Genomic DNA, 24,748 nt, shown 5'->3' with positions numbered 1-24,748 from the left:
TCGGGTAAATTCACTAGGTGAAATCAGATATATTTCTTAAGAGCGCTCTCCAGGGTATCTTCATCAACTGCTCCAACAAGTGTCTCTTTAACCTGTCCATCCACTAGGATGAGGGTGGTCGGTATGTTCATTATTCCGAACTTATCTGCGGTCTTGGGATTCTCATCCACATTTAACCTACCAAACAGAGCCTTTTCGCCATACTTTGATGCTACTCTCTTAAATACAGGTTCGTAGAGGTGGCAAGGAGCGCACCACTGTGCCCAGAAGTCTATTACCACCACCTTATTCTTGGAAAGTATCTCTTCCAAGCCATCGTCAGTAATGGCAACGATCTTCTCATCGCTCCTCCTCTCTAGGGAGGATGCCTTCCTTTTTAGTCTCTCCGAGATTTCCTTGGCTAACTGTTCAAGCTCACTCAAGTTTATTCACTATGTAGACTCTCTTTAACTTCTTATAAAATGCTACCTTTGAGTTAACGTAATCTAGAAGCTCCTGCTCGCTTACCCTGTCTCTCAACACGACCTTGGCTACCGGCTGTTGCCCCATATTGCCCGCATCCTCCCCGATTACCCTCGCTTCCTTGACTGCTGGATGGGTGAGAAGAATGGACTCTAGGTCCTTGGGAAATATGGGATAACCCTTGTATTTGAGCATCCTTTTCTTCACTCCCTTGAAGAAGAGAAGTCCACGCTCATCAATTGTGACTAAATCTCCTGTCTTGAGCCAACCATCTTGCCAAACTGAGGCGTTCTCCTTGGCATCCTTGTAACCCAGCATTAGCCAGGGTGCTCTAACCCATAGCTCACCTACTTCCCCTGGTCCAGCGTCTTTACCGTCATCCTTGACTATTCTGATGTTCACATGTTTAAGGGGCTTCCCAATGGTTATCACCCCCGTTACATCCCTGGGTTGAATCGTTAAAACCAGCCCCTCAGTGAAACCATACTGCTGAATAATATCTTTGCCAAATTTTTCCTTGAACCCCTTGACAGTGTTGGGGAAGAGAGGTGCAGCGGTGCTTATACACACTTCGAGGGACCCCAACCCGTACCCCTTCTCTATAAGGGAGTCGTAAACCATTGGCACGGTTGCCAGAAAATTAATGTCGTGTTTCTTTACAATTTCACTCACCTCAACAGGATCGAACTTTTTGATTGGTATGATTTGTCCTCCAGCCTCCAGTGCAACTCCAAGGACACTGTTTCCTAGAACGTGAGCTATGGGCACGGTTAGAATGGTCGAGATGCGTGAAAGTCCTATGGCATCATACAGGACTTTATCGTTGAGTTCTACCCTAGACCCGCTATGGATGACCTCCATTGTCCTTCCAGCTATTCCCGCATAATAATAGGATAGGCCGGGAGTATTATCGTCGTAATCTTCAGGCCTCTCCCTCATCTCACCATCAAAGGATGGTATTATAGCCTTGTAGTCCTTCAGAACTTCCTTCTCCCTAGTGAGGGTTTCTTGATCCACAAAAACGAGGTCCGGGGAGCTGTCCTCCAGAATGAATCTCAGATCCTCTGCTGAGGTTAATGGATCTATGGCCACTACTTTAGCGCCGGCCCAGAATCCTGCAATATAGGAAAGCACTGATTCCACCGAGTTGGTCATGAAATGTGCCACAACGCCACGTTCGGGTATACTTGAGGCAAGCCTGGCTACCTTGTCCTTCGCCTGCTCATAAGTTATTATCCCTGGCACGAGGTAATTGTTGGGTCTGACTTTACTCCACTTCTCAAGAACCTTAGCTATGCTCATTTCCAAATCCATTTTCATTCTCTTTTAATAGCTTTTTAATCTAGCCTGTGTGAGTTGCGCCAGATGAGTTGGGGGACCGAATCATATCCTGTCTTGCCGGCCCCAGAGATACCATATTTGTATACTTCACTAACGTTTCCAGTGAACAATGAGCTTGCAGGCCTGCAGTTAACTGGAATCGCATGCTACAGTAGTGATGATTCTCAAGATTTTGTTATCCTCTGTTCTGGATTAGATTCGGAGATGCATCGGGTAAAATCTCGAACTAGGTACAGTGAATTTTCCCTGACCTCAAAGGAAAGGGTTTAAGATTCTGTCGCTTCCTGAGTCTTAGGGATGCTAACAGTTAGGGGGCTTTCGAGAATCCACATAACCCTGTTCGATCTGGAAGGAAAGCATGGCCGAATCGATGGGGGTATGGGGGTTGCACTTAGATATCCACGAATAGTGGTGAACTCAGGCAATTGTGAGGAGGTAAAGGTAGGAGACTCACGCGCGTCTATCTGCGTTAAGGAGGATTACGAATCCCACGTGGGATTGGGACATACGACTCAGTACCATCTTTCAGTGGCTAAACTGGTTTCTGAGCTTAACTTTGAGAGAAAGAGTGCCTATGAACTTGCCAAGCTGGTGAGAAGAGGTGGAACTTCAGGGGTTGGAGTTCACCTTTTTGATAGGGGTGGATTCGTGGTTGATGGAGGGCATTCAACAAGGATCAAGAACTCACCGTTACCTTCTGATTACTCCAGCGCACCTCCTCCTCCCATGTTGCTCAGGGTGAACTTCCCGTGGTATATTTACGTTAACATACCATCGGGGAGAAGGATATTTGGACCGGAGGAGCTCAAGGCTTTCAGGCAACAGGCTTCAGGTTTTGACGAATTGGCCAGGGTAGTTCTCATGGAGTTCATCCCATCGGTCGTGGAGAGGGATCTGTCAGGAGCTCTGGATGGATTATGGAAAATTCAGGGTTTAGGTTTTAAGAAGGTAGAGGTGGAACTGCAATCTGATACTGTTAGGGAGTACATGTTGAGACTTTACAAAATGGGATTTCCCTCCGGTCTATCCTCTTTCGGACCCGCCATTTTCACCTTCACCTCATCAAGGAGGGAAGGAGAGGAACTGGTTTCCAGATTTGGAGGATGGGTCACAGAGCCCAACAATAGGGGTGCTGAAGTTGAGTGGTCCTGAACTGGTGTATGACGAATACGTACTGGAGGAATTGAGGAAGGTATATGGAACTTCGCTCAACGAGTTCTTGGAATCTCTGGGGAAACCTAACCCCAGGCTTTATCTTAGACTCAATACATTAAGGAAGAAGGAATTGAAAGATGAACTGGATGCTTTTAAACAGGATGAAGACTTTGAGGAGGCCTATTTTGTGGAGGTGAAGGGACCAAACTCTCTGGAGCTGTACAACACAAAAGTTGTGGTTGACAAGAAAACGGCTGAAAGCGCGCTACTTGGCTCCAATGTGTACAGGCCTGGAATAAAGAAAATTGAAGGAAACGACTCCAAGGTTTCCGTCATCTCGGAGACTGGACAGCACGTGGCCAACGGTATTCTAAGAAAGGATAATATGACGGTGGAGGTTACGGAGTCCCTTTATTCCTCAATTAAGGTTGCGGAACTTGACGTGGTTAAGAAGGGGCTGGCCATCTCTCAGGGAAAGGCCTCCATGTATGTGGCCAAGCTGTTGGATCCAAAACCCAACGAGTTGATAGTGGACATGAATGCGTATCCAGGAGGGAAACTCACCCATGTTTATCAGCTTGAACCTAGGGCTAGAATCGTGGGTTTTGATCATACAAGGAAAAAGATAGAGAAACTAAGGAACATTCTGGATATTCTCAAGATGAAGGTGGATGTATATGTGGCTGACTCACGATACCTCTATGAGGACCTGGGAATTAGGGATGTGGACAAGGTTATGATCGACCCACCCTGTTCTGCGCTCGGCGTCAGACCTAAAATCTTCGACCAGAAGACCAGGGATGATATACAGAACTTCTCCTCATACCAGAAACAGTTTCTCAACTCAGCATACAAGATCCTGAAGCCTGGGGGAACAGTAATCTATTCCACATGCACCACTACTCTGGCTGAAAACGAGGAAGTCGTCACAGATCCGCGTTTTGAAATTGAGCTCATGATAAGGTTCCATCCCAACGTTCACCAGATGACCGGATTCTTTATAGCGAAGCTAATCAAAAGGTGACTATGCCCGTTGAAGAGTTCTTAGGTAAGAAGCCAAGGATATCTCCCAGGGTCTATCTCCACCCTACATCCTATGTTATAGGAGATGTTGTAATAGGAGAACTAACTAGCGTATGGCATTACGCTGTGATAAGGGGCGACAACGATAGTATAACCATTGGGAAGAAAGCGAACATCCAGGAAAACTGCTCCCTTCATACGGACAAGGGATTCAAGATAGAGATAGGGGACCTAGTAAGTATTGGCCATAATGCAGTGGTCCATGGGGCGACGATCGGCAATAACGTGATTGTTGGAATGGGGGCCATCCTACTCAACGGTTCCAAGGTGGGAGATAACGTTATCATTGGAGCAGGCGCGGTCGTGACCGAGGGCAAGGAAATACCATCCAACAGTTTGGCTTTGGGCGTTCCAGCTAAGGTTGTTAGAAAATTGACGGAGGAAGAAATACACATGATAGAGGCCAACGCCATGGAATACGTCCACGAGATACAGTTACTTCTTGGAGGGCAGAAAGTCTAGGTTTCGAAGGCCTTCCTGTACGCGTTTTCTAAATCCTCGGTGATGAGATGGGTGTATATCTGGGTTGTCTTGATGTCCTTATGTCCCATGAGCCTCTGCACGGCAGGAAGCGGGATACCTCTCCTTATGGCATTCGTGGCGAACGTGTGTCGCAATATATGTGGTCTTAACCACGTTAGTCCTACCCTTTTGCCGAGCCTTTTTATCAGCTTGTATAAAGCTTGATATGTCATATTGAACAACGGATCGTTTTGGTCGCTTTCTACACGCGTCTTCCTTAGATACTGTTTGAGAAGAGTTGCAGTCCTAGATGTGAAGAAAACTATCCTCTCCTCGCCGTTCTTTGTCTCCCTAACTCTTATCACCATTCTATCCAAGTCAACGTCACCTCTCTTTAACGAAAGTAACTCCGAGGAACGAAGGCCCGTATCCACTAGGAGCGAAATTATCACCTTATCCCTCAGTCTCTTACATGCCGAGAGAAGAGCCGTGATATCCTCCTCCCTGAGGGCTACTCTTTCAGGGCCCCTAATCCTTGGAACCGGGGGCCTCACATTCACCCCCAGCCACTTCAGGAACCTCCTTACTGCTATCACATAGCTCCTTATGGTCGCTGATCTACCCCTTCTATCAGTCGTTCTCGATCTTCCCTTTCTGGAGTTAAGGGAACTGATCCAGTTGATCACGTCCTGAGTGGTCACGGTCCTGGGATCTTTCTTCACAAACTGCAAGAAGTCCTGAATTGCGGTGGAGTACAGCTTTATGGTTCCCTGCCCGGCCCCAGAAAACCTTAGCGACTCCATAAAATATTGGAAGGGATCCGCATCAGCAGGAGGTTCACCAAGCTGAAGTTTCATAAAAAGATCATTGGATGTGAGATCATAAAAGCCAGAGTGCCACGTTACTAGTATGCTTTGAGGTTCAGGTAAAGCTCACCTCCGCTTGATAGAGGTAGGGAAACCGAGTAATACTGTCCCTGGTTCAGGGAGGGTGATACTAGGTGACCACCCAAGGCAACATATGAGTATGTAGTGCCGAAGTAAAACGTGTAGTTGTGTATACCCGGATATATTGCAACTCTTTGCTCATTAGGTGAGAAATAAGACCACGTGCCAGTGTAGTACTGGTTCCCGTTGAAGTTTACCGGTTCGGCATAGACCACTGAAGGATATGTGGAGTCTAGGGTTACATTAACCTGATAGAAATAGATTGTGCCTTGCGTATTCCAGCAGAAGATATTGGTATTAACCAGAGTTATTCCTCCGTTACCTATCTGAAACACTGATCCAGGGGAACCATTCAGCTGAGTGCCGTTAGCTATACTGAGTTTATTTAACAGGATCACGGCGTAAGGTCCATTGGTAAGCGAGACGGGGTTACTTGCTACAACATAGTTTCCACAGTAGGCCTCATCACCAGCCGGAAGATTCAAGATCGCCTCTCCGTGGAGTAGATGTTCAGGTATGAAAGGAGTGTCATATTCTGTAACGCCATTCCCCGTAACGGTGTTAAATACAAGGGGTTGACCATCAAGGAGTATCTCTATCCCCCTAGGCGTATCCTGTATAGTCATGTTAAGGCTCCCAATAAATGTTTGAGCCTGAGAGGTAGCAGTTATTGAACCGACCCTGACTGTGTAATAGCCTATGTTTGGATTGTCCATTACATTCGCTGGAGAAAAGGCAGCCACAAAGGCTAACGGAGTAAGGAAAGAAACCGGATAGCTATGATACTCCATCCATATCACTTGCGTCTGCTGGGGAGTATATATGACGAGCGAGATGGGGAGAGTGGCATATCCTAAATCGAGGTAACCGTTAATAGGGCCAGACTCGTAACAATTACTATATCCTCCAGTTTCCCATATCCTTCCTAGTGTCCAAGAAAACTGTAGTTCTAACGCCGATCCATTGTAGAATGGGAAGAGAATTGAGGAATTGTAAATAGACCCATAAAGATAATGGCTAGGAAAAGTGTAGGTGAAACCCTGACTCATTAGTGGGTCAAATCCAGTGAAAGTTGAGGAAACATATCCCTGAAAAGATGAAGGTATAGTGGATCCTATGTCATATTGCCCAGGCACATAATAATAGACCTTACCTCCATATTGATATGAATATCCGCCCACTAATGAGCCGGAGGGAAGCCAAGGGAATATTGACTGTGAATCCCCTCCAGACAACTGTATATTGGAGATATTAAATACCTGTCCCTGATCTGTTACAGCTAGAGCCCAGCCGTAACCTCCTAGGATTGAGCCTATATACTTGGGCTGGGCTCCTATCTTCATGTTTACCTTTTCAAATTGACCGTTTGGAAATATTACATATGATATATTTACTGGTTCGTTTGAGTAGATCTGGCCTCCAGGCAATTCCACCACCGATGCTGGCACATTATCAACTTGTGAAGCCACGTACGAAATACCCTTAAAGGTAGAGTTCTGTACGTAAAGAATTACGCTCACAGCTGAGACAAAGATTATCACCAATATTAGACTAGAGATTATTCCAGATATACCCCTCTCCTTCTTCATGAACACCTGATGATTTCACGGTTAATTTAGAATAGACGCTCAACCGAAACTTAATAGATTTATTTTGATCCACCCAAAGCAATAGTCATGAGGATTAGAGCCTTCACGGCCTTCCTTAATAGAACGTCCCGCGATATAATTCAGGAAAATGTAGAAAAATTGACCTCTATAAAGGTTGAAGCTTTTTCCAAAAGATTAACCCTCCCTCATCCCTCCAGGGATCTTACACTAGACAAGATCGTTGATATGTTGCCACAGGGGGATATCCTTTTCTCCCTAGGAGGACTGAGAGACGACGACCCCAGGATAGAGCAAATTCCAGACGTTCTGTCCACCTCAAATAACGTCTTCATTCACGTTCTACTGAAAAATCATGACAACATTTCCACGATAGTTAAGGTGATGTCTAAACTTGAACCAGAGCAAGCAACCAGATTTGCCATTCTACTCAACGAGGAATTCCTCCTTAGCCCCTATTACCCCACATCCTCCGGAGATGGTATTCACAAGGGATTCGGGATGTCCCTGATTTACGTTAACGAGGTCATGAGAGGAGAAATTACCTCCTCCATCATCAAGGCCAAGGAAATAGGTGAAAAGGTTGAGAAGGACATCGGACTGCGTTTCCTTGGGATAGACCCTTCTATTTCGCCCTGGATGGAGGAAAGTGTTGGGGACCTTATTGAAACAAGATTGGGAAAGGAACTGTTCTCTCCAGGCTCCCTTTCAGTTATCAAGGAACTAAACAATGATATCATGACCAGTTCTGTGGAGGCAGGAATTAATCCGCTTGGATTCTCAGAGCTCATGCTACCCATAGCCGAGGATGAGACACTAAGGAAAAGGGTACTAGAGGGTAAAATCACGCTAACTCACCTAGTTGCAATGAGTACCGCATGTGTTGCTGGATTGGATATGGTTGGAATTGAATATGACTTGAAACTTTATACCGATCTTATTAAAGATCTAATTGTTATTCATTTCTTGAAAAAGAGACCATACGGCATAAGAATCATACCTTCCCATGGAGAAGAAAAAATATTCACCAAAAGTTTTGGCATTATACCAGTGATCAAAACAGTATAGACTCGGTTTAAATTACTTTTATATACTCTTGAACTATATAGAGAGTTATATGGAAGTTAGAAGAGTTCAAAAATTCGGGAAATCTACCCTAATGGTTTCCCTTCCTGCTGACTGGGTAAAGGAGGTAAGCCTGAACCCAGGAGAGAGCATTTACCTTGAGGTTGATGAAGATGGTAGCCTCAAGGTTTACCCCCCAAATCTGAAGACCGAGAACGCACCAAGAGAAATGAGGGTGAAGATCTCGGTAACCACTTCCCCCGAGCTTGTAACGAGGATAATCTACAGCCTGTACATCTTAGGATTTGATAGAATACTCATTGAGACAACTAACGGGCCGTTCAATGAGGACCTCCTCAGAAAGATAAAGGAGACAGCTAGGAGTTTAATAGGTCTGGAGATAGTTTCGCAGGACATAACCAGCATTCAAATACAGTCATTCCTGGATCCCACCAAGTACAACATTGGTAGTCTGATAAATAGATTGACCAACACACTCAAACAAATGCTTCACTATCTGAACCTTGGAATCAGAGAGGCTAGCAGAACCTTCCTGCAGGAAGTCGTGGAACTGGAAAAGGAAGTTGATAGACTCTATTACCTTTCCCTGAGGCAGTTACTTTTAGCACAGGTGAACAGAAGCCTTGCCTACATGATAGGAGTGAAGAGAATACAGATAGTGGGGAACAGGATACTCATGAAGGCTGCGGAGGAGGCTGCTGATGAGATAAGTGAGGCGGCAAATGACTTACTAAGTCTACACCCCGAGGATTTAGCACTACTTAAAATGTCGTGGGATAAGATGGACATGTTGATAGATCAAACCGCCGTAGTAATAGATCACGTGGTTAAGGTGTTAAACAAGGAGGACATAAAACTTGTAAATGAAGCATTGGAGGAGTTAAGGACCTTAAGAAGGGTGCTTCTCTCAGACGCTCTAATACTTGAGGAAAGAATACAAAGAATGAACGCTCCCAAGGTGGCAACTGCGATTAGAACCCTGAACCTCAGACTTTATAACGCCATAAGAAGGATGGAACCCATTGCGGAGATTGCCTTCAACAGGGGTATAGAGAGCCTGAAAGAAGTGGTAATAGAGTAGCTAGTGTTTTTCCTGCTGAGTGATTGAGAATTTCCCGAGCTGGGAGAGAACTCTTTCCCTTATTTCAGACGGTGTTGGCAAACTTCTCGTTAATTTCCCTGATTCCATGTACTTCTTGAGGAGAGGTTCACAATCCATTTCCTTACCCCAAGGAACTATATGATCCTCAGTTCCGCAACGATATACCTGTTTGAAGCCAGGCCATTTTCCCCTCTTGGTAATGGGGATCCATCTCCCATTAACGAATTTCTCCACTATATCTGCACTGAAGTCAACGCTCTCTGGAAATGCCACGCTAGTCCCAACCCCGAAACCGTCAACATAGTCTCGCAACTCGGTTACTTGGGCCTCATCCAGTCCCCCGCTCACGATAATCCTAACGTGAGTAAATCCGTGAAGATTGAGGGTCCACCTAACCTCCTGGATTATTTTCCTGAAATTCCCTCTCCTGCTTGAGGGGGTATCGAGCCTGATCCCGTAAAGCCTGTTTCCCAGAAGCTGAGCAGCCTTGAGAGCCTCAGTTCTCTCATCCTCAAAGGTATCCACCAGGATTATTCTAGGAACGTCGGGTTCAACACCGGCATCAAATATTTTCCAAGCCTCCACATTATCCCCAACCGCCAGCATGAGTGCGTGGGGCATGGTGCCGGAGGGTTTTACTCCCAACTCCTTTTCACTAAATGCCCCCGATACCCCATCCATCCCGCCTATATAGGCCGACCTGTCAACCATGGGAGCTATGGCCGGGTGAACGGACCTGAGACCAAAGAATATCACTTGCTTATCCATTGCAAGGCTCTTAATTCTAGCCGCCTTGGTTGCCACGCTGCTCGCATGTCTCAAAACTCCCAGGAGCGCTGTCTCCAGTACGCCGAAATCCAGATAGTTTCCCTCTATTACGAGGACCGGCTCTACCTCCTTGAACAGGGTTCCCTCGTCCATTGCGTAGACATCGACATTCTTGCCCTCCAAGAGGTACAATGCCTCCTCCAATCCTGCAAAAACTCCCCACTCATAACCTCTTGGTAGTCCGTAGGAATGAAACTCCATTCTAACCCTCACGTTGGTTATTCCAGCCTTCTCCAGTGCCTTTGAGGTTCTCTCAAAATACACGTCCGTTATTTTTCCTTCCCTTATTTCCTGTGACGTAGCGATGTGTAACTTCACGTGACCATATTGATGAGGTTAATTTTTAAACCTTGAGGAAGAGCTACTACTGAATCTAATATGATCACAGCTAACATGGTACCGCCAGATTTACTGGTCAAAAGATTATCAGACTATATCAAGAACAACGTCAGTGAAGTCCAACCTCCCGATTGGTCACTCATCACAAAGACTGCTTCATTCAAGGAGAGAATTCCTGACGATCCACAGTCCTGGTGGTATATGAGGGCGGCGTCAATCCTCAGGAAACTTTACGTTCTTGAACACTTTGGAGTCTCAGAGTCTACCAGGTTATATGGAGGCCTTAAGAGAAGAGGAACAAAGCCACCTGTCTCGGCTAGGGCACCGGGCCATTCCACCAGGTTATTATTCCAGCAACTGGAAAGGGCTGGTCTTGTTGCCAAGACTAGAGGTGTTAGGAAAGGCAGAGTCTTAACACCCAAGGGAAGATCCCTTTTAGATAAAATGGCTCACGAAATCTTTATAGATCTAGCAAACAATAATCCTGCTTTGAAGAAATACTTGGAGTGAGAGGATAAATGTCACAGGATGACTATTCTGATCCAGAATTGGAGGAGCTTCTTAGAAGGAGGGCGCAAACAGAGAGCAGAAGAGCCGCTGAGGAAAGGCAAAAGAAAGCAGAGCTAGAAGCTAGGAAGGAAGCTTTACTTCGTTCCATTCTGACCCCTGAGGCAAGGCAGAGGTTAAATAACGTGAAGCTGGTTAAGCCAGAACTCGCAGAATCGCTGGAAGATCAGTTAATAGCTTTGGCCCAGAGCGGAAGGATAAGAGTACCGGTCACGGACGAAGAACTTAAGGAGATCCTGTCTCAGATAGCTGGTCAGTCAAAGAGAGACTTTAAGATCCAGATAAGGGAGAGGGGTTGGAAATGAGTAGATATAAACCATCTGGGCTAAAGAAGAGATTAAACAAGGCACTCAAGTCAAACTCCTCTGTACCAGCTTGGGTTATTCTTAAGACTAATGGAGAGGTCAGATTTAACCCCAAGAAGAGGAACTGGAGGAGAAACGACCTAAAGGTGTAGGGAATGGAACAGAAAGACAATTTTGAGATGGTTATAAACCTGAGAAAGGCACATGAATCCAAGAGGCCAAGGAAGTTCAAGAGCGCCGTGAACCTGATAAGAGATACCGTAATGAGGCACTTTGGTGCAGAGAAAGTGGTTCTTGATCCATTTCTCCTTAGTTACATCTCCGCAAATTCTAGGGACAAGGTGGCAAGAAGAGTAAGGATTGTAGTGAGTAAGATAGGAGAAAAGACTTTTCTTGTGAAGCTAGCAGTGAAGCCTTAATGAATCTACAAAGATTTAGTGTCTTCGGCAGTGATAACATAGGTGTTTACATTTTTACAAATGATAAGTACACAATAATTCCGACCAATCTGGACAAGCAGAGTAAGAGCATAATACAGGAGAATCTAAAAACCGAACTCATCGAGACAACCGTGGCCGATAGCTTCCTTACGGGGATTTTCGTGGCGGGCAATAATGAAACCATTCTCCTTCCACGGATTGCTAGGGATGTGGAAATAAACACGATAAAGGGAATAGCTAAGGATGTACGGGTGGAGGTGGTGGATGTTAGAGCTACTGCGCTGGGTAACGTGATACTGGCCAACGATAATGCTGCTCTGGTCTACCCTGAGTTCTCTGATGCCGAAATGAACATCATTGGTAAGGCTCTGAACGTTAAGGAGATAAGGAAGGGGACCATAGCTCAGGTTCTGGTTGTGGGATCGGCCGGAGTGGTGACCTCCAAGGGAGGTCTTCTTCACGTTGAGGCAACAGAGGAGGAGGTGAAGACATTGAGCTCATTTTTCAAGGTCAATCTTGAGGTGGGCACTGTGAACTTTGGAAGCGCCTTCGTGAGGAGCGGAATGGTAGCTAACAGCCACGGGATACTCGTTGGGTCCTCAACCACCGGGCCAGAGATTTTAAGAATACAAAGAGCGTTTAGTGATTGAGATGACTGAAGTTAAAACTTACATGGTTAAAGGGACTGCTCTCTTCAACGAGAGTGAATTCCCAGTAAGACAAAACTTCACCAAGTACGTGAGAGCGCTCAACGAGGAGCAGGCTAAAGAGAAAGTATACATGGAACTGGGAAGTAAGAACAAGATAAAGAGGAGGAACATAACCATTCAGGAAGTTAAGGAAGTAGATCCATCCACCGTGAAAGAAAAAAGGATAAAAGAACTATCTAAGATAGATAAAATAATATTGTGATAGAAATGGCTGAATCCAACAATAGGATGGTAGTCAGCTTAGAGGATTTACTGGCTCAGGCCGATGCCCTAAGGAAAGAGATAGATGCCCTTCAGAAGCTGAGGGATGAGATCGCGGAATCGTTAAACGCTGCAAGAAGCGCCAAGGAGGCGATAAATCTGATAAAGGGACAGGGAAAGGACCTCATGTTATCAGCAGACAGGAGAGGGTTCGTTCTGTTGAAGGTCACGGAAATTCCCTCCTCCAAGGTTTTGGTTAACTTGGGTTTAGGTTACTACGCTGAGATGGAGCCAGATCAGGCTTCCAAGATACTTGAGGAAAGGGAAGAACAGCTGAACAAGAGCCTTCAGGACATAACAGCCAGGCTTAACAATGCAGTTAATGCATACACCCAGATAGCCGAGATTCTGAACAGGGCCCAGCAACAACAAGGTGAGTGAACTGTTTCGACAGGCTGAAGAAGGCCTTTTCGTCCTTCACTGAGAAGTTATCCAACAAGTTTGAGAAGGAAGAATCCAAGGAAGATAAACGGGAACAGGTTTCTCAACTCGCTCAATCTAGTGTTCCTCAAGAAAATCAAGCCCAACAGCAAACACCCCAGCAAGCTCAGCCACAGCTAGATAGACAGGAAAAGGAGGAAAAGCCTGAAATTAAGGAGAGGGAAGAAAAGCAAGAACAAAAATCAGGTCTCTTTGGCTTCCTAAGGTACAGGGAAATAAAGGAAGATGACATCTCTGACCTGATAGAGGAACTTAGGATAGAACTCCTAGAAGACGACGTGTCAATGGAGGTAACCGATAAGATACTGGAAGACCTGAAGAACAGTCTTGTGGGACAGAAGGTCTCTAGAAAGGAGAACCTTGAGGAGCTTATTCAAAAATCACTAAAAAAATCACTAAGGGAAATTCTAAGAAAAAATTACAGAGAAAAAGACGTAATTGATACCATCAAGAGTTCCAAAAAGCCCTACGTAATCGTGTTCTTTGGGGTTAACGGAGTGGGAAAGACCACCACCATAGCAAAGTTTGCCATGATGCTCAGAAAGAGCGGACTGTCCGTCATAATAGCAGCATCCGACACCTTCAGGGCAGCCGCCCAGGAGCAACTTGCCTATCACGCCTCAAAACTGGAGGTACCATTGGTTAAGGGAAAATATGGGGGAGATCCGGCTTCTGTGGCCTTTGACGCCATTCAATCAGCTAAGAGCAGGGGTATTGATGTGGTCCTTGTGGACACTGCGGGAAGGATGCACACTGACAAGGACCTAACGGAGGAGCTCAAGAGAGTGGTGAGGATTGCTAAACCAGACCTCAAGATTCTGGTTCTGGACTCTCTCGCCGGTAACGATGCTCTACAGCAGGCTGAATACTTTGAGAAGAACGTGGGATATGATGCGGTCATTCTCACGAAGGTTGACGCAGACGCCAAGGGTGGTGTCGCGCTTTCCCTGGCCTATAAGCTAGGGAAACCCGTGATCTACTTGGGGATGGGCCAGGATTATGATTCCCTGGTCAAGTTTGACCCAGACTGGTTTGCGGATAGGTTACTGAGCTAGGAGTACCCTAATGTATTTAGTTAACTGCCCGCCCTTACGGATAGATTTTCTACCCCCAATCCCCAACAAGAAGTAACTTATTACAGGGCCTAGCTTGGTTTGTTGTGTATTTCACGTTAAAGGCTCCTTAAATACATAACAATATGGGATAGCCCCATTGCGCAACCAACGCACCAAGCCAAGGAGAGTGTTCAGTTTCCATTTATTGACGTTCTTAACACATGTCCCTAGTCCGTTCAGTTAAATTAATATTTTCAAGGACAAGATAGAGTGTATGGGCTTAGCTGATAGGATAAAGAAACTTAGGGAAGACTGGAAAAGGATAATCAGCGTAGCTAAGAAACCTGACAGAAACATGTTCTACCTGAACCTGAGGGTAACGCTTATTGTCCTCCTATTCGTGGGCTTGTTGGCATTCCTGGTTCAATTGGCCTTCTCAATCCTCCTTGGTTAGAGGGATGCTAAGTGGAGACTCCAAAAGTTAGGAACTTCTATGCCGTGAAGGTGACAGGGGGTCAGGAGATAAGCGTTGCAATCATGCTCGAGGAAAGAATCAAGACAAACAACATTGGGGACGTTTACTCCATAATAGTCCCTCCTGGTCTTAAGGGATACGTTATCGTGGAAAGTTCAGGCCCTCACGTGGTGAAGTTCATAATTGCCGGCATCAGACATGTGAGGGGGATTGCCCCTGGACTGGTTCCCAAGGACGACATCATGAAGATGGTTTCCAAGAAGCAGACAGGGCCATCCATAAAGACAGGGGATATGGTGGAGGTCGTGTCAGGGCCGTTCAGGGGAATGCAGGCCCAAGTAATGGGCTATAATGCTGATCGCGGAGAAGTAGTTTTAAATATACTGGAATCGGCCTTTCCTCTACAGGTAACAATACCTGTGGATCAGATAAGACCAGTTAAAAAGACGTAAGGTGAAATTTCATGGCTAAAAAATCCATAAAAGTAGTGGTAGAGGGAGGGAACGTTAAACCCGGTCCACCCCTCGCCCCAACCCTATCCCAACTTGGGTTAAACGTTGGGGAAGTGGTCAAGAAGATAAACGAGGCCACGTCCCAGTTTAAGGGGATGACTGTCCCCGTCACGCTGGACGTGGACACGGACACCAAGAAGTATGAGGTGTCCGTAGGAGTTCCGACCACTACTTCTCTCCTGGTGAAGAAGGCCGGAGCTAGCGGGCCTTCAGGGGATCCTGAGCACAAGAAAATAGGCAACATCTCAATGGACGACGTGATAGAGGTGGCCATCTCCAAGAAACCATCCCTTACAGCAAAGGAACTTAAGGGAGCTGTGAAGACTATCCTGGGAACAGCCAAGTCCATTGGCCTGACCGTGGACAACAAGGATCCCAAGTTGCTGGTGAGGGAAGTGGAAGAAGGTAAATATGACGATAAGATAAAGGAAATGGAGGAGAAGTGGTCTTCAGGGTGATTAAATGATAGTCCCAAAGGAGAAAATTGAGGAAGCGGTGAAGCAGGCCCTTTCCAAGGAGAACAACCCCAAGAGGGAGTTCACGCAAAGCGTGGAGCTGATCATTGCCTTCAAAGACGTGGACATGAAGAGGGGAGACATAAAGCTCAGGGAGGCCATTGTGTTGCCCAAGCCCCCATCAAAGCCAAGGAACGTTCTAGTGGTACCCTCCCTAGAACAGATGGAGTCGGCAAAGAGGGCCGAGCCCAACGTTATCCTATCAAAGGAGGAGCTTCAGAAGCTCCAGGGCGCCAAAAGGGCAGTGAAGAAGCTTGCCAGTAAGAACCAGTGGTTCCTCATAGCACAGGACTCCATGTCACTTGCAGGTAGGATCCTGGGTCCCTCCCTCGGTCCCAGAGGTAAGTTTCCCACTCCATTACCCTCTTCCTCTGACATCTCTGAGTATATACTCAGGTACAAGAGATCGACCCTAGTCAAGACCAAGGATCAGCCTCAGACCCAGACCTTTGTGGGAACGGAGGATCAATCACCGGGAGATCTGGCGGAGAACGTGTTTGCCGTACTTAACGGAATTGAGGGAAAGATAAAGGGTCCTTCCTACATCAAAGCTATATACGTGAAAACCTCTATGGGTAAACCAGTTCAGATTAATCTGAAGTGATCACCATGAGCATAACAGAAGAAAGGAAAATTCCCAAGTGGAAAATTGATGAAGTGGCTGAGCTGGAGGAAAAGATCAGGAACTCGAGCACAGTGATGATTGCCGATATCCAGGGGTTTCCCACGGATAAGCTTCACGAGATAAGGAAAAAGTTGAGGGGAAAGGCAGAGATCAGGGTAACCAAGAATACCCTGTTCCTTATCGCAGCCAAGAGAGCTGGAGTGGACGTAAGCAAGATAGAGAACTACATCACCGGTAGCAACGCCTTCATTTTCTCAAATGATAACCCCTTTGCAATCTCAATCTTCCTCTCAAAGTTCAAGCTAAAGAGGTATCCAATGCCGGGCGACAAGGCAGACGAGGAAGTGGTCATTCCGGCGGGAGACACGGGGATGACCGCAGGCCCCATCCTCAGTACCTTCGGAAAACTCAAGGTTCAGACCAAGGTTCAGGATGGGAAGGTTCACGTAGTGAAGGACACAGTTATAGCGAAGCCCGGGGATCCAATACCTCCCGAGGCAGCGCCAATTCTCCAGAAACTGGGAATAATGCCAGTTTACGTAAAGCTGAAGCTGAAGGCAGCATATCACGAGGGACTGATCATACCAGTAAGCGAACTGGAGATCAATCTGGATCAGTACTCCTCCATGGTTGCGGAGGCCTCGAGGAACTCCCTAGCGCTAGGAGTGGAGATAGCATATCCAGTGCCAGAGGTGCTGAAGTTAACCATAGGGAAGGCTCACTTGAGAGCGTTAGCCCTCGCTGGAGAGGCGGGCTTCCTCACTCCAGACACAGCAAACGCGGTCCTGAGCAGGGCAGTGGCCAAGGCCTACGCCCTGGTATCAGCCATAAGCGGAAAAGTGGATCTGGGAGTAGAAGTTCCCAAGGCACAGCCCGTCCAGGAAGAGAAGAAGGAGGAGAAGAAGGAAGAGGAAGAGAAGAAGGGTCCAAGCGACGAGGAGATCGCTGGAGGACTCTCCTCCCTGTTCGGATAAATTAGTTTTTTAAAGTGTGTCACCACATCATAGGTGATCGAAATGGAATACATATACGCAAGTTTGCTTTTGCATACAGCAAAGAAGGAAATAACTGAGGACGCCGTAAAGAGCGTGCTCAGCGCTGCTGGAGTTGAGGTAGACGAGGTTAGGGTTAAGGCAGTGGTCGCTGCGCTCAAGGAAGTAAACATTGACGAGGTTCTAAAGAACGCCACCGCAATGCCCGTGGCAGCTGCACCTGCAGCGGCTCCAGCACAGGAGGCAAAGAAGGAGGAGAAGAAGGAAGAGGAAGAGAAGAAGGGTCCAAGCGACGAGGAGATCGCTGGAGGACTCTCCTCCCTGTTCGGATAAATTAGTTTTTTAGAAGACGTTTTAATCTTCTCGGGTTTTTATTTTACCTGTATGAAGGGAAATCAGGAGGAGTACAGGCTCAGGTTCTTTCTCGATCACGATTATCTGAGAAGGGAATGTAAGGTATGTAAAACTCCTTTCTGGAGCAAGGATAAGACAAGGGAGGACTGCGCAGACATTCCGTGTTCGGACTACTATTTCCTTGACATGAAGGAAAGCAACCTTAACTGGAGCGTGAGCGAAGCTAGAAGAAGGTTCCTGGAGTTCTTCAGGAGGAACGGACACGAAATTATCCAGCCCAAACCCGTGCTCGCCAGGTGGAGAGAGGATCTCTACCTCACCATTGCAAGCATTGTGGATTTTCAGCCATACATCACCAGCGGCATCTCGCCTCCACCTGCAAATCCCCTGGTTGTATCCCAGCCCTGCATAAGAATGGATGACGTGGATAACGTTGGAATAACCTTTGGGAGGCACCTCACCACCTTCGAGATGGGTGGTCATCACGCGTTCAACTACCCGGATAAGTTCGTATACTGGAAGGATGAGACGGTTGCATACGCCAAGGAGTTCTTCACCAAGGAAATGGGAATCCCTGAGGAGCTCCTCAACTTCAAGGAGTCCTGGTGGGAGGGAGGTGGGAACGCTGGTCCCTCATTTGAGGTAACAGTAGGAGGGCTGGAGCTGGCCACCCTGGTGTTCATGCAGTACGAGATAAGGGGGCAGGAGTACATACCCCTGAAACTCAAGATAGTGGACACTGGGTATGGAATAGAGAGGCTGGCGTGGTTTACCCAGAAGACACCAACTGCGTTCCATGCCATTTACGGGGAACTGGTGGACAGGTTCTTTGAGAAACTGGGGCTACCCAGGGTTAACTCCGAGATGTTGAAGGTTGCATCCAGGTTTGCGGGGAGGATAGACCCTGACGTTCCTTCCACTGTCCAGGGCCACAGGGAACAGGTGGCAAGGGCCATGGGGCTTCCCGTTGACGAGGTGAGCGAAGAGTTAACCAGGGCTGCCAGGGTGTTCCAGGTCCTGGATCACACAAAGACCATTGCCCTCATGCTGGGAGATGGCCTAGTTCCCTCGAGCGGAGGGGAAGGGTACCTGGGAAGGCTCCTGATCAGGAGGGCCCTGAGAACCCTGAAGCTACTGGGCGTGGACGTGAGGCTGTCCGAGCTCGTGGAAATGCAGATAGGGTTCTGGGGAAGGGACTTCACTCAGCTGGTGAGGAACAGGGACTACATTCTGGATGCAGTGAACCTGGAACAGGAGAAGTTCAACGACGTACTCACTAGGATTAGCTCAGTGGTTAGCTCCCTTTCCAAGAAGAAGATAGGTGTTGAGGACCTCATCCAGCTTTATGACTCCCAGGGAATCCCGCCCGACCTGATCGCGGAGGAGATGAGGTCCAGGGGTCTCAGGGTTGAGGTCCCGCACAATTTCTACTCCATAGTGGCGAAGAGGCATCAGAGCGCGCCCGTCAAGAAGGAGTGGGACTCAACCAAGCTACCAGCTGAGATTGCGAACCAGGTTAAGGAGTTGCCCCCAACTGAGAAACTGTACTACAGGGATCAATACGCCAGGTCCTTTGAGGGTGTTGTGGTCAAGTCACTGGGTAAGTATCTGGTACTGGATAGAACAGTGTTTTACCCTGAGGGAGGTGGACAGCTGGGAGATCAGGGATGGCTCCTCGTGGATGGTCAGAAAGTGAGGGTGGTGGACACACAGAAGGTAGGCGACGTTGTGGTTCATGTTCTGGAGAGGGAGGTCACACTGAAGGAAGGGGCGAAAGTGAAGGGGGAAATCGACTGGGTGAGGAGGTTCAGAATGATGAGGCATCACACCGGGACTCACGTGGTACTCGCAGCGGCAAAGAAACTCCTGGGGGATCACGTGTGGCAGGCTGGGGCAGAGAAGACTCCTGAGAAGGCCAGACTTGACATAACCCATCACAGAAATCTCACAAGGGAGGAGGTGAGAAGGATAGAGGAGATGGCCAACCTGGTGATAGACGACAGGAGACCCGTGACCCCGTTCGAGATAAATAGGACTGAGGCCGAGTCCAGGTACGGGGTCTCAATTTACGAGGGAGGAGTTCCCAACAAGGCGGTGATCAGACTCCTGGAGATTAAGGACTGGGATGTGGAGAGCTGTGGAGGAACCCACGTGTCCAACACGGCTGACATAGGGGGAATCAAGATCGTGAACGTGGAGAAAATACAGGATGGCATCATCAGGCTAGAGTACGTGGCTGGGGACGTCATCTCCTCCTACGCTGGACAGCTGGAGGATAAGCTTGAGGGACTGGCCAACAGACTTGAGACGTCCTCATCACAGGTTGAGAGCAGAGTGGAGAAGCTGAAGGAGGAGAACGAGAGGATGAAGGAACTTGTGGCGTTTTACAGAAGACAGTTCCTGGACGAGCTGGAGAAACGGGTTGAGGTGAGAAACGCGGGAAAGGTGAAGATTGTGATCCTGCCCGCCCTGAAAGACGGAGAACTGGAGAAGGAGGCAATGAAGAGGCTGACCTCATCTCAGGGAGTGGTTGTGGTCCATGTTAACCAGGTGAACGGAAAACTCCAGGTCGAGGTGGGGACAAGTAAGGATCTTAACGTGTCTGGCGTGGTTGCGGAACTGGTGAAAGCTGGAGGAAAGGGAGGAGGGAAGGGAACCTTCGGATCAGTGATGATGGAGAAGGGATCAAGGGAGGAGGTAATTGATATCGTGGAGAGAGCAATTAAGGGAGGCAATTCTTGACTACAGATACCTTCTGGATAGGGGATATGGAAGCAAGCCCTCCCTCGATCTGATCACGGGGAGATACGGGTTAAGCAGAGAAGAGAGGCTACTCCTTTTTAGATGTATTCACCCTGAGGAGGAAGTTCTCAGGATCAGGGAGAAGGTTGGACTGGTGGAACCTCTGGTGGTGGATGGATTCAACGTTGGGCTAAGTCTAGTGAACGCCTGGAGCGGGGAACAGCTCTTCCTCTGTGACGATAACTTTGTGAGGGACCTGGGTCTTGGAAAGAGAAAGGGCGACTCCAGGCTCGTGGATGCGCTGGTTACCGTGGGGGAACTTTTGATCTCACTTGGACTGGAATTCAGGATAGTGCTGGATTCCCAGGTGAGTATGAGCGGTGAGCTTGCCAGCAAGCTGAGAGTGATGGGTTTTAACGTGAGTGTTGTGAGCAAGGCTGATAAGGAGGTTATAACGTCCAGGGGAACCTCCCTGACAAGCGACTTTGTGATTCTCCGTAAGTCCGCCAGGGTCTTCGATGTGGTGTCCCTCATGGTGGATAGATTCATGGTAAACAGGATCCTAGACCTTGTGGATTGAAGGAAGAACTTCATGTCTAGAGGAGGGACAAGAATTCTACTCTTTTCACTCTGTTAGAAGGTTAATACCATCATGCTAGCTACAGGTTCTTATTGAGGTGCCTAAACAGACAAATGCGTTTATCTCTATCTTGAATGATGCTTCACAGATTAGACGCGATGATATTCTTCAAGGAAGTTAGTGCTGAAATGTAAATCGTTTATAGATGAACAATGTCGTGGGCCTTAAAAGTGAAAGATAATTGTGACACTGCAGGGCAGAACTGAAAGACATAGACAAAATAGACTTGAAGTGATTTTCAGGAAACTTTTGAACTAGGAAGCAAGGTTCCTAATCTGGATAGCCGGCGCAATCCTGCGTCTCTGTCTGGAGTTCATCATATGCGATATTGGGATTGTCTAGGATTATGTAGCGGGCGCAGTTCTCAACCTTGAGCTTGTACAGGGTCCATTGTTCGTAGAGTAGTCTGTCAGAGAGTGGTGGTGGGTTACCCGCGAGCTTCTGGACGACCTGATTATAGAGGCTTTGCAACTCCTCAGCTTTCTCCTTAGCTTGGGCCAGTCCCTGCTCATAGCTCTGATCTATCCAGTCTACGGTTGAGGCAGCGACGGCGATGAAGGGTAGGGAGGCGAGATCGGTTATTGCTCTCTTGAACCTCCTAGTACCCTCCAGAAGGGTTGAGAGGAGGTCACCTATCCCAAGCTCCTGGGCCCAGGCCTCAATCCCGGTAGAGGTAAAGACAGGTGGCCTGACCGCGGAGATCAAGACAAGCTGAAGGCCGGAAAGGAAGATCTCCTGGACCTTACTGACGAGGCCTGTGATGCCGAACTGGGAGCACTGGTTTCCGCATGCAAGGGAACCCACGATTGGGGAGCCTATGTTGGCCTCGTCTATCTTAAGGTAATCTGATGCTAGAGTACATTCGGATTTCAATGTAACTTCCTGGCATATTGAGGCTATCTCCCTGCTCATCACGTTGAATGTGAAGAATGGAAAGTAAATCTTTTGCACAAGGTTACCCAACTTGATGGATGAGGGGCTAGGGCCAACTCCCTCGTAGACGACGGGGTAGGTATCGGAGGCTACCCTCATAACGTTGTTCTCTGCCTCCTTGGAGAGGTAGTAATGTCCGTCCTTGGAGCTATATGAGAGACGAGGGTAACGTTCACTATACTCCCTTATTACAGGGACATTGGTCAGCATGGCGAGAAAGCCAAGCTGATATGCTGATAGGGCATTCCACAGGATCCCCAGCGTTCCTCCACATTCCCTGAACTGGATTGGATTATACCACGGAGACGGAATCCTCTCCCTGTAAAGGGGAACGGCTCCAACTCCAACCCTATCCGCGTAACCCGATATTATCCTTGCGGGTAGCTTGCCCGCAGAGGTAGCCTTGGACCCTCCCTGATACACCACGAGCTGATCCGCAGCCCAGTAGGGGGATATCCCACCAATGTAGTACCACTCCCCCGTGTCCTCCGTCCTGATCACCAGACCCTCCCTGTATACCCTGTCCACCGAATCCGCTCCTGCCTTCAGTGCCCCTGACGAGGCCACAGCTGGATAGACCTCGTACCTCTGATAACTATGCTGTCCGAACAGGTTGAACTCCTTCCTAAGCGCTTCTTGCAGGCATTGCTCCTGCTTCACATCAAGGGAGATCTCCGTGCCTATCAAGGGACCTAATGCGCTGGCTATCCCGGAAAGTGACGGGTAACCTGAAATAGCCATGAATTTTATTCTCGTAGTCTCATTATATACCTTTTGGCTACATTCACGCTGAAGATAAAAGTTGAGTTTATCTTTCAATTCTTTCAAGATTCTCATTTCTTTGCTAGTCTACTAGGATAAACTAAGGAAAAGAGAATAACAGTTAAACATGGGGGAAGGAGTGAAGTGAAAGGCAAGGTTTAGAATTCCACCAAATCAAAAGTCTAAAGATTGAATTTTTATTGCGGACCCGGGGGGATTCGGACCCCCGACCCTCGGCTCACTCTTGCCTCCGCTTAGGAGGCCGGCGCTCTATCCTGGCTGAGCTACGGGTCCCTACAACTAGAGGGGGAGGTATCAAAAAAGATTTACGCTCATTATAAACGTCGAGCATGTTCGCTCAGTATGAAGATATTCAGTAATAAAACGGAACCTCTTGATAATATTTAAGTTAAGTAGTTTATTATACAAAATACTACTATTAAATATGATATCAAAATCATCCTATAATCCATGTATTTGGACCGGCTTCACTAATTGACGTACTATAAAGCTTAGATGGATTATAATAATACCATACTGTGGCAGATAACTCGCTAGGGGGAGATGATGAGGGATAGACAAAATACCAGTAAACTATAGCATACAAAGATGAATCAGTCTTAATTATGTTATAAAGATTGTTCGTGTTGTTATAATATTGAGGATATGAGACTCCTAGATGATATACTGTACTAGATACATTATAGAAGGCAGACACACCTTTTTCATTTTTTAGTGACTCAAGAAACGCTTGAGATACAGCATCAATGGAATCAGGAGATCCAAACGTAATCTGAATTGCATATCCATTGGTCTCTCCTCCAACTTCAATACTCTGTTTACCTATTAGCTTTGAGGAATTATAGAGTGTAATAATATCACTCAAATAACCATGATTAACTTGGTGTCCATAAGATATATTCAGGAAATACCACTCAAATGGAGTCACGGTTCCTAAATAGGTGACATTAGGACTACCAGAACTGTTAGTATCAATATATATCTTGAGTCCACTTTGATATATTCTTGAATAATAAGATTGACCATTAGTAATATTTGTTATTACAGTATAAAATATTGTAGAATTGGTTGTAGCATTGCCTAGGGGTTCAAACCAAAATCCCATCTGAATTCCCTTATTATTTGTAAGATATAATGGTGGATTGACGTTAAGTTGTCTATTATTTCCTAAATAAACTCCTGTATGTGTAACGACATAGAGCCCCAGGCCAGCGTTTGCAGGGTTAACGAAGAAGTATCCAAGTCTGTACCATTTCCCAAACTCGTGCGTCAAGATCCAGACCACAATGATCTGTCCTGGCTTTACGATGGAGTGCACAATGTAGGTTCCTGTACTCGACGCATTATATGCAGGTACACCCGACTGAAGTTGCTGACCCTGTGGAGTGAAGATGGGGAAGGACAAAGTGAAATAGGGCAACACCTTGGCAGTCCCCGTGGAGTTTACCAGTATAGTCGCGTTGGGTTCACCCTGAGGACTGTACAGGTAAGTTCCTAAACCAGGTAACGGATTGACCACAAAGGGAACCAGAACTACGTTCTTAACTGGCGCGGAGTACCACAGCAGAAATGAGACGTTAAAATAGGTGAAACTGGGACCTATTCCCTTAAACGTTATTGGGGAAACGAAGATCTGCGTCTGCTTTGACTGGGATACAACAATCTCATTGCCGGCAATAGCAGTGCCCTCAGTCGAAAAGTAAGAATTGTAGATCCCGAAGACTCCTATGGCTAGCATTAACGTAACTACAACAACCAGCAGAGTCACTACAACTGATGGCATAAAATAATTCTGACCAAACTAGTATATAAGTCGATGAAGAAATCTCATAATAGCTTTAGGTCTCTGAGAATAACCAGCGTGAAACCTAACGTGAAACCAATGTTACAAGGCTATGCATAACATCATTTTACCTCATAACAACAGATTAGCCTTGAAATAATCCATTACAGGTTAAAAACCTGGTCACCTTTCATTCTAACGAA

28 protein-coding genes and 1 tRNA gene are annotated in these 24,748 nt (G+C 47.0%); 21 read left to right on the top strand and 8 right to left on the bottom strand.

The features are described 5' to 3' along the window. Nucleotides 1-23 precede the first annotated feature (23 nt). The gene (trxA, locus tag L3N51_RS09190) at nucleotides 24-422 is read right to left on the bottom strand and encodes a thioredoxin (protein WP_238026851.1); all 399 of its coding nucleotides are present in this window, start codon (nucleotides 420-422) and stop codon (nucleotides 24-26) included. Beyond that, complete coding sequence (locus tag L3N51_RS09185; RefSeq protein WP_238026850.1) at nucleotides 415-1,764, bottom strand: class I adenylate-forming enzyme family protein; 1,350 nt, start codon at nucleotides 1,762-1,764, stop codon at nucleotides 415-417. Before L3N51_RS09185 ends, trxA begins: the two co-directional genes overlap by 8 nt. Before the next feature lie 336 nt (nucleotides 1,765-2,100). Here L3N51_RS09185 and L3N51_RS09180 point away from each other — a divergent pair, with 336 nt between their 5' ends. From L3N51_RS09180 to L3N51_RS09170, 3 genes are read left to right on the top strand one after another with little or no spacing between them, the layout of a single operon-like run. Further along, nucleotides 2,101-2,955, top strand: a complete 855-nt coding sequence (locus L3N51_RS09180; RefSeq protein WP_238026849.1) for a beta-ribofuranosylaminobenzene 5'-phosphate synthase family protein — start codon at nucleotides 2,101-2,103, stop codon at nucleotides 2,953-2,955. Between the two features lie 31 nt (nucleotides 2,956-2,986). Beyond that, on the top strand, nucleotides 2,987-3,982 hold the full coding sequence (locus L3N51_RS09175) for an RsmB/NOP family class I SAM-dependent RNA methyltransferase (protein WP_238026873.1): 996 nt from the start codon (nucleotides 2,987-2,989) through the stop codon (nucleotides 3,980-3,982). Between the two features lie 2 nt (nucleotides 3,983-3,984). Beyond that, nucleotides 3,985-4,503 (top strand): DapH/DapD/GlmU-related protein, encoded by a 519-nt coding sequence (locus L3N51_RS09170; RefSeq protein WP_238026848.1) that lies wholly within the window; start codon nucleotides 3,985-3,987, stop codon nucleotides 4,501-4,503. On the opposite strand, the gene xerA is transcribed toward L3N51_RS09170, so the two are convergent. Continuing rightward, nucleotides 4,500-5,360, bottom strand: coding sequence for a site-specific tyrosine recombinase/integron integrase (xerA, locus tag L3N51_RS09165; protein WP_238026847.1), 861 nt, complete (start codon nucleotides 5,358-5,360; stop codon nucleotides 4,500-4,502). The genes L3N51_RS09170 and xerA overlap by 4 nt on opposite strands. A 47-nt stretch (nucleotides 5,361-5,407) precedes the next feature. Further along, complete coding sequence (locus L3N51_RS09160; RefSeq protein WP_238026846.1) at nucleotides 5,408-7,039, bottom strand: hypothetical protein; 1,632 nt, start codon at nucleotides 7,037-7,039, stop codon at nucleotides 5,408-5,410. An 87-nt stretch (nucleotides 7,040-7,126) separates the two neighbouring features. Between L3N51_RS09160 and L3N51_RS09155 the strand changes: the two genes are divergently transcribed. Continuing rightward, a complete protein-coding gene (locus L3N51_RS09155) occupies nucleotides 7,127-8,125 on the top strand; it encodes a DUF711 family protein (protein WP_238026845.1) in 999 nt (332 codons plus the stop codon). Between the two features lie 49 nt (nucleotides 8,126-8,174). Next, nucleotides 8,175-9,224, top strand: a complete 1,050-nt coding sequence (locus L3N51_RS09150; protein ID WP_238026844.1) for a phosphate signaling complex PhoU family protein — start codon at nucleotides 8,175-8,177, stop codon at nucleotides 9,222-9,224. On the opposite strand, the gene L3N51_RS09145 is transcribed toward L3N51_RS09150, so the two are convergent. Beyond that, nucleotides 9,225-10,391, bottom strand: a complete 1,167-nt coding sequence (locus L3N51_RS09145) for a nicotinate phosphoribosyltransferase (protein ID WP_238026843.1) — start codon at nucleotides 10,389-10,391, stop codon at nucleotides 9,225-9,227. A gap of 60 nt (nucleotides 10,392-10,451) precedes the next feature. On the opposite strand from L3N51_RS09145, the gene L3N51_RS09140 reads away from it, so the two are divergent. The 16 genes from L3N51_RS09140 (at nucleotide 10,452) to L3N51_RS09065 (ending at nucleotide 20,986) form a co-directional block, all read left to right on the top strand. Then, a complete protein-coding gene (locus L3N51_RS09140) occupies nucleotides 10,452-10,922 on the top strand; it encodes a 30S ribosomal protein S19e (protein WP_238026842.1) in 471 nt (156 codons plus the stop codon). 8 nt (nucleotides 10,923-10,930) lie between these two features. Then, the gene (locus L3N51_RS09135) at nucleotides 10,931-11,284 is read left to right on the top strand and encodes a DNA-binding protein (protein ID WP_238026841.1); all 354 of its coding nucleotides are present in this window, start codon (nucleotides 10,931-10,933) and stop codon (nucleotides 11,282-11,284) included. Then, nucleotides 11,281-11,436 (top strand): 50S ribosomal protein L39e, encoded by a 156-nt coding sequence (locus L3N51_RS09130; protein WP_238026840.1) that lies wholly within the window; start codon nucleotides 11,281-11,283, stop codon nucleotides 11,434-11,436. The genes L3N51_RS09135 and L3N51_RS09130 overlap by 4 nt, the downstream gene beginning before the upstream one ends. Nucleotides 11,437-11,439: 3 nt before the next feature. After that, nucleotides 11,440-11,703 (top strand): 50S ribosomal protein L31e, encoded by a 264-nt coding sequence (locus L3N51_RS09125; protein ID WP_238026839.1) that lies wholly within the window; start codon nucleotides 11,440-11,442, stop codon nucleotides 11,701-11,703. Further along, complete coding sequence (locus L3N51_RS09120; RefSeq protein ID WP_238026838.1) at nucleotides 11,703-12,374, top strand: translation initiation factor IF-6; 672 nt, start codon at nucleotides 11,703-11,705, stop codon at nucleotides 12,372-12,374. Before L3N51_RS09125 ends, L3N51_RS09120 begins: the two co-directional genes overlap by 1 nt. A gap of 1 nt (nucleotide 12,375) precedes the next feature. Further along, nucleotides 12,376-12,636 (top strand): 50S ribosomal protein L18Ae, encoded by a 261-nt coding sequence (rpl18a, locus tag L3N51_RS09115; protein WP_238026837.1) that lies wholly within the window; start codon nucleotides 12,376-12,378, stop codon nucleotides 12,634-12,636. Between the two features lie 5 nt (nucleotides 12,637-12,641). Continuing rightward, nucleotides 12,642-13,076, top strand: coding sequence for a prefoldin subunit alpha (pfdA, locus tag L3N51_RS09110; protein WP_238026872.1), 435 nt, complete (start codon nucleotides 12,642-12,644; stop codon nucleotides 13,074-13,076). Continuing rightward, nucleotides 13,073-14,191 (top strand): signal recognition particle-docking protein FtsY, encoded by a 1,119-nt coding sequence (ftsY, locus tag L3N51_RS09105; protein WP_238026836.1) that lies wholly within the window; start codon nucleotides 13,073-13,075, stop codon nucleotides 14,189-14,191. Before pfdA ends, ftsY begins: the two co-directional genes overlap by 4 nt. A gap of 274 nt (nucleotides 14,192-14,465) precedes the next feature. After that, a complete protein-coding gene (locus tag L3N51_RS09100; protein WP_238026835.1) occupies nucleotides 14,466-14,645 on the top strand; it encodes a preprotein translocase subunit SecE in 180 nt (59 codons plus the stop codon). Between the two features lie 11 nt (nucleotides 14,646-14,656). Continuing rightward, nucleotides 14,657-15,118, top strand: a complete 462-nt coding sequence (locus tag L3N51_RS09095; protein ID WP_238026834.1) for a transcription elongation factor Spt5 — start codon at nucleotides 14,657-14,659, stop codon at nucleotides 15,116-15,118. 11 nt (nucleotides 15,119-15,129) lie between these two features. Next, nucleotides 15,130-15,636 (top strand): 50S ribosomal protein L11, encoded by a 507-nt coding sequence (locus L3N51_RS09090; protein ID WP_238026833.1) that lies wholly within the window; start codon nucleotides 15,130-15,132, stop codon nucleotides 15,634-15,636. Nucleotides 15,637-15,640: 4 nt separating this feature from the next. Continuing rightward, nucleotides 15,641-16,297, top strand: a complete 657-nt coding sequence (locus L3N51_RS09085; RefSeq protein WP_238026832.1) for a 50S ribosomal protein L1 — start codon at nucleotides 15,641-15,643, stop codon at nucleotides 16,295-16,297. Further along, nucleotides 16,294-17,292, top strand: coding sequence for a 50S ribosomal protein L10 (locus L3N51_RS09080; RefSeq protein WP_238026831.1), 999 nt, complete (start codon nucleotides 16,294-16,296; stop codon nucleotides 17,290-17,292). Before L3N51_RS09085 ends, L3N51_RS09080 begins: the two co-directional genes overlap by 4 nt. A 42-nt stretch (nucleotides 17,293-17,334) precedes the next feature. Then, the gene (rpl12p, locus tag L3N51_RS09075; RefSeq protein WP_012021579.1) at nucleotides 17,335-17,643 is read left to right on the top strand and encodes a 50S ribosomal protein P1; all 309 of its coding nucleotides are present in this window, start codon (nucleotides 17,335-17,337) and stop codon (nucleotides 17,641-17,643) included. A 51-nt stretch (nucleotides 17,644-17,694) separates the two neighbouring features. Continuing rightward, nucleotides 17,695-20,406 (top strand): alanine--tRNA ligase, encoded by a 2,712-nt coding sequence (gene alaS / locus L3N51_RS09070; protein ID WP_238026830.1) that lies wholly within the window; start codon nucleotides 17,695-17,697, stop codon nucleotides 20,404-20,406. Then, complete coding sequence (locus L3N51_RS09065) at nucleotides 20,366-20,986, top strand: DUF434 domain-containing protein (protein WP_238026829.1); 621 nt, start codon at nucleotides 20,366-20,368, stop codon at nucleotides 20,984-20,986. Before alaS ends, L3N51_RS09065 begins: the two co-directional genes overlap by 41 nt. Nucleotides 20,987-21,316: 330 nt before the next feature. On the opposite strand, the gene L3N51_RS09060 is transcribed toward L3N51_RS09065, so the two are convergent. From L3N51_RS09060 to L3N51_RS09050, 3 genes are all read right to left on the bottom strand, one after another. Further along, nucleotides 21,317-22,720, bottom strand: a complete 1,404-nt coding sequence (locus L3N51_RS09060; RefSeq protein ID WP_238026828.1) for a hypothetical protein — start codon at nucleotides 22,718-22,720, stop codon at nucleotides 21,317-21,319. 224 nt (nucleotides 22,721-22,944) lie between these two features. Then, nucleotides 22,945-23,035: transfer RNA gene (locus tag L3N51_RS09055), tRNA-Arg, on the bottom strand. Nucleotides 23,036-23,198: 163 nt separating this feature from the next. Beyond that, nucleotides 23,199-24,545 (bottom strand): hypothetical protein, encoded by a 1,347-nt coding sequence (locus L3N51_RS09050; protein ID WP_238026827.1) that lies wholly within the window; start codon nucleotides 24,543-24,545, stop codon nucleotides 23,199-23,201. Nucleotides 24,546-24,748: the final 203 nt, after the last annotated feature.

Source organism: Metallosphaera javensis (ex Hofmann et al. 2022) (assembly GCF_022064045.1).
Lineage (GTDB): Archaea > Thermoproteota > Thermoprotei_A > Sulfolobales > Sulfolobaceae > Metallosphaera > Metallosphaera javensis.
The sequence above is the reverse complement of the archived record's forward strand: the minus strand, read 5'-3'. Positions and strand labels throughout refer to the sequence as shown.

Excerpts from the sequence above, each read along its gene's own strand:
- L3N51_RS09185 (WP_238026850.1), bottom strand. The coding sequence starts at position 1,764 with ATGAGCATAGCTAAGGTTCTTGAGAAGTGGAGTAAAGTCAGACCCAAC.
- L3N51_RS09180 (WP_238026849.1), top strand. The coding sequence starts at position 2,101 with ATGCTAACAGTTAGGGGGCTTTCGAGAATCCACATAACCCTGTTCGAT.
- L3N51_RS09170 (WP_238026848.1), top strand. The coding sequence starts at position 3,985 with ATGCCCGTTGAAGAGTTCTTAGGTAAGAAGCCAAGGATATCTCCCAGG.
- xerA (WP_238026847.1), bottom strand. The coding sequence starts at position 5,360 with ATGAAACTTCAGCTTGGTGAACCTCCTGCTGATGCGGATCCCTTCCAA.
- L3N51_RS09160 (WP_238026846.1), bottom strand. The coding sequence starts at position 7,039 with ATGAAGAAGGAGAGGGGTATATCTGGAATAATCTCTAGTCTAATATTG.
- L3N51_RS09155 (WP_238026845.1), top strand. The coding sequence starts at position 7,127 with ATGAGGATTAGAGCCTTCACGGCCTTCCTTAATAGAACGTCCCGCGAT.
- L3N51_RS09150 (WP_238026844.1), top strand. The coding sequence starts at position 8,175 with ATGGAAGTTAGAAGAGTTCAAAAATTCGGGAAATCTACCCTAATGGTT.
- L3N51_RS09140 (WP_238026842.1), top strand. The coding sequence starts at position 10,452 with ATGATCACAGCTAACATGGTACCGCCAGATTTACTGGTCAAAAGATTA.
- L3N51_RS09135 (WP_238026841.1), top strand. The coding sequence starts at position 10,931 with ATGTCACAGGATGACTATTCTGATCCAGAATTGGAGGAGCTTCTTAGA.
- L3N51_RS09130 (WP_238026840.1), top strand. The coding sequence starts at position 11,281 with ATGAGTAGATATAAACCATCTGGGCTAAAGAAGAGATTAAACAAGGCA.
- L3N51_RS09125 (WP_238026839.1), top strand. The coding sequence starts at position 11,440 with ATGGAACAGAAAGACAATTTTGAGATGGTTATAAACCTGAGAAAGGCA.
- L3N51_RS09120 (WP_238026838.1), top strand. The coding sequence starts at position 11,703 with ATGAATCTACAAAGATTTAGTGTCTTCGGCAGTGATAACATAGGTGTT.
- rpl18a (WP_238026837.1), top strand. The coding sequence starts at position 12,376 with ATGACTGAAGTTAAAACTTACATGGTTAAAGGGACTGCTCTCTTCAAC.
- pfdA (WP_238026872.1), top strand. The coding sequence starts at position 12,642 with ATGGCTGAATCCAACAATAGGATGGTAGTCAGCTTAGAGGATTTACTG.
- L3N51_RS09100 (WP_238026835.1), top strand. The coding sequence starts at position 14,466 with ATGGGCTTAGCTGATAGGATAAAGAAACTTAGGGAAGACTGGAAAAGG.
- L3N51_RS09090 (WP_238026833.1), top strand. The coding sequence starts at position 15,130 with ATGGCTAAAAAATCCATAAAAGTAGTGGTAGAGGGAGGGAACGTTAAA.
- L3N51_RS09085 (WP_238026832.1), top strand. The coding sequence starts at position 15,641 with ATGATAGTCCCAAAGGAGAAAATTGAGGAAGCGGTGAAGCAGGCCCTT.
- rpl12p (WP_012021579.1), top strand. The coding sequence starts at position 17,335 with ATGGAATACATATACGCAAGTTTGCTTTTGCATACAGCAAAGAAGGAA.
- alaS (WP_238026830.1), top strand. The coding sequence starts at position 17,695 with ATGAAGGGAAATCAGGAGGAGTACAGGCTCAGGTTCTTTCTCGATCAC.
- L3N51_RS09060 (WP_238026828.1), bottom strand. The coding sequence starts at position 22,720 with ATGGCTATTTCAGGTTACCCGTCACTTTCCGGGATAGCCAGCGCATTA.
- L3N51_RS09050 (WP_238026827.1), bottom strand. The coding sequence starts at position 24,545 with ATGCCATCAGTTGTAGTGACTCTGCTGGTTGTTGTAGTTACGTTAATG.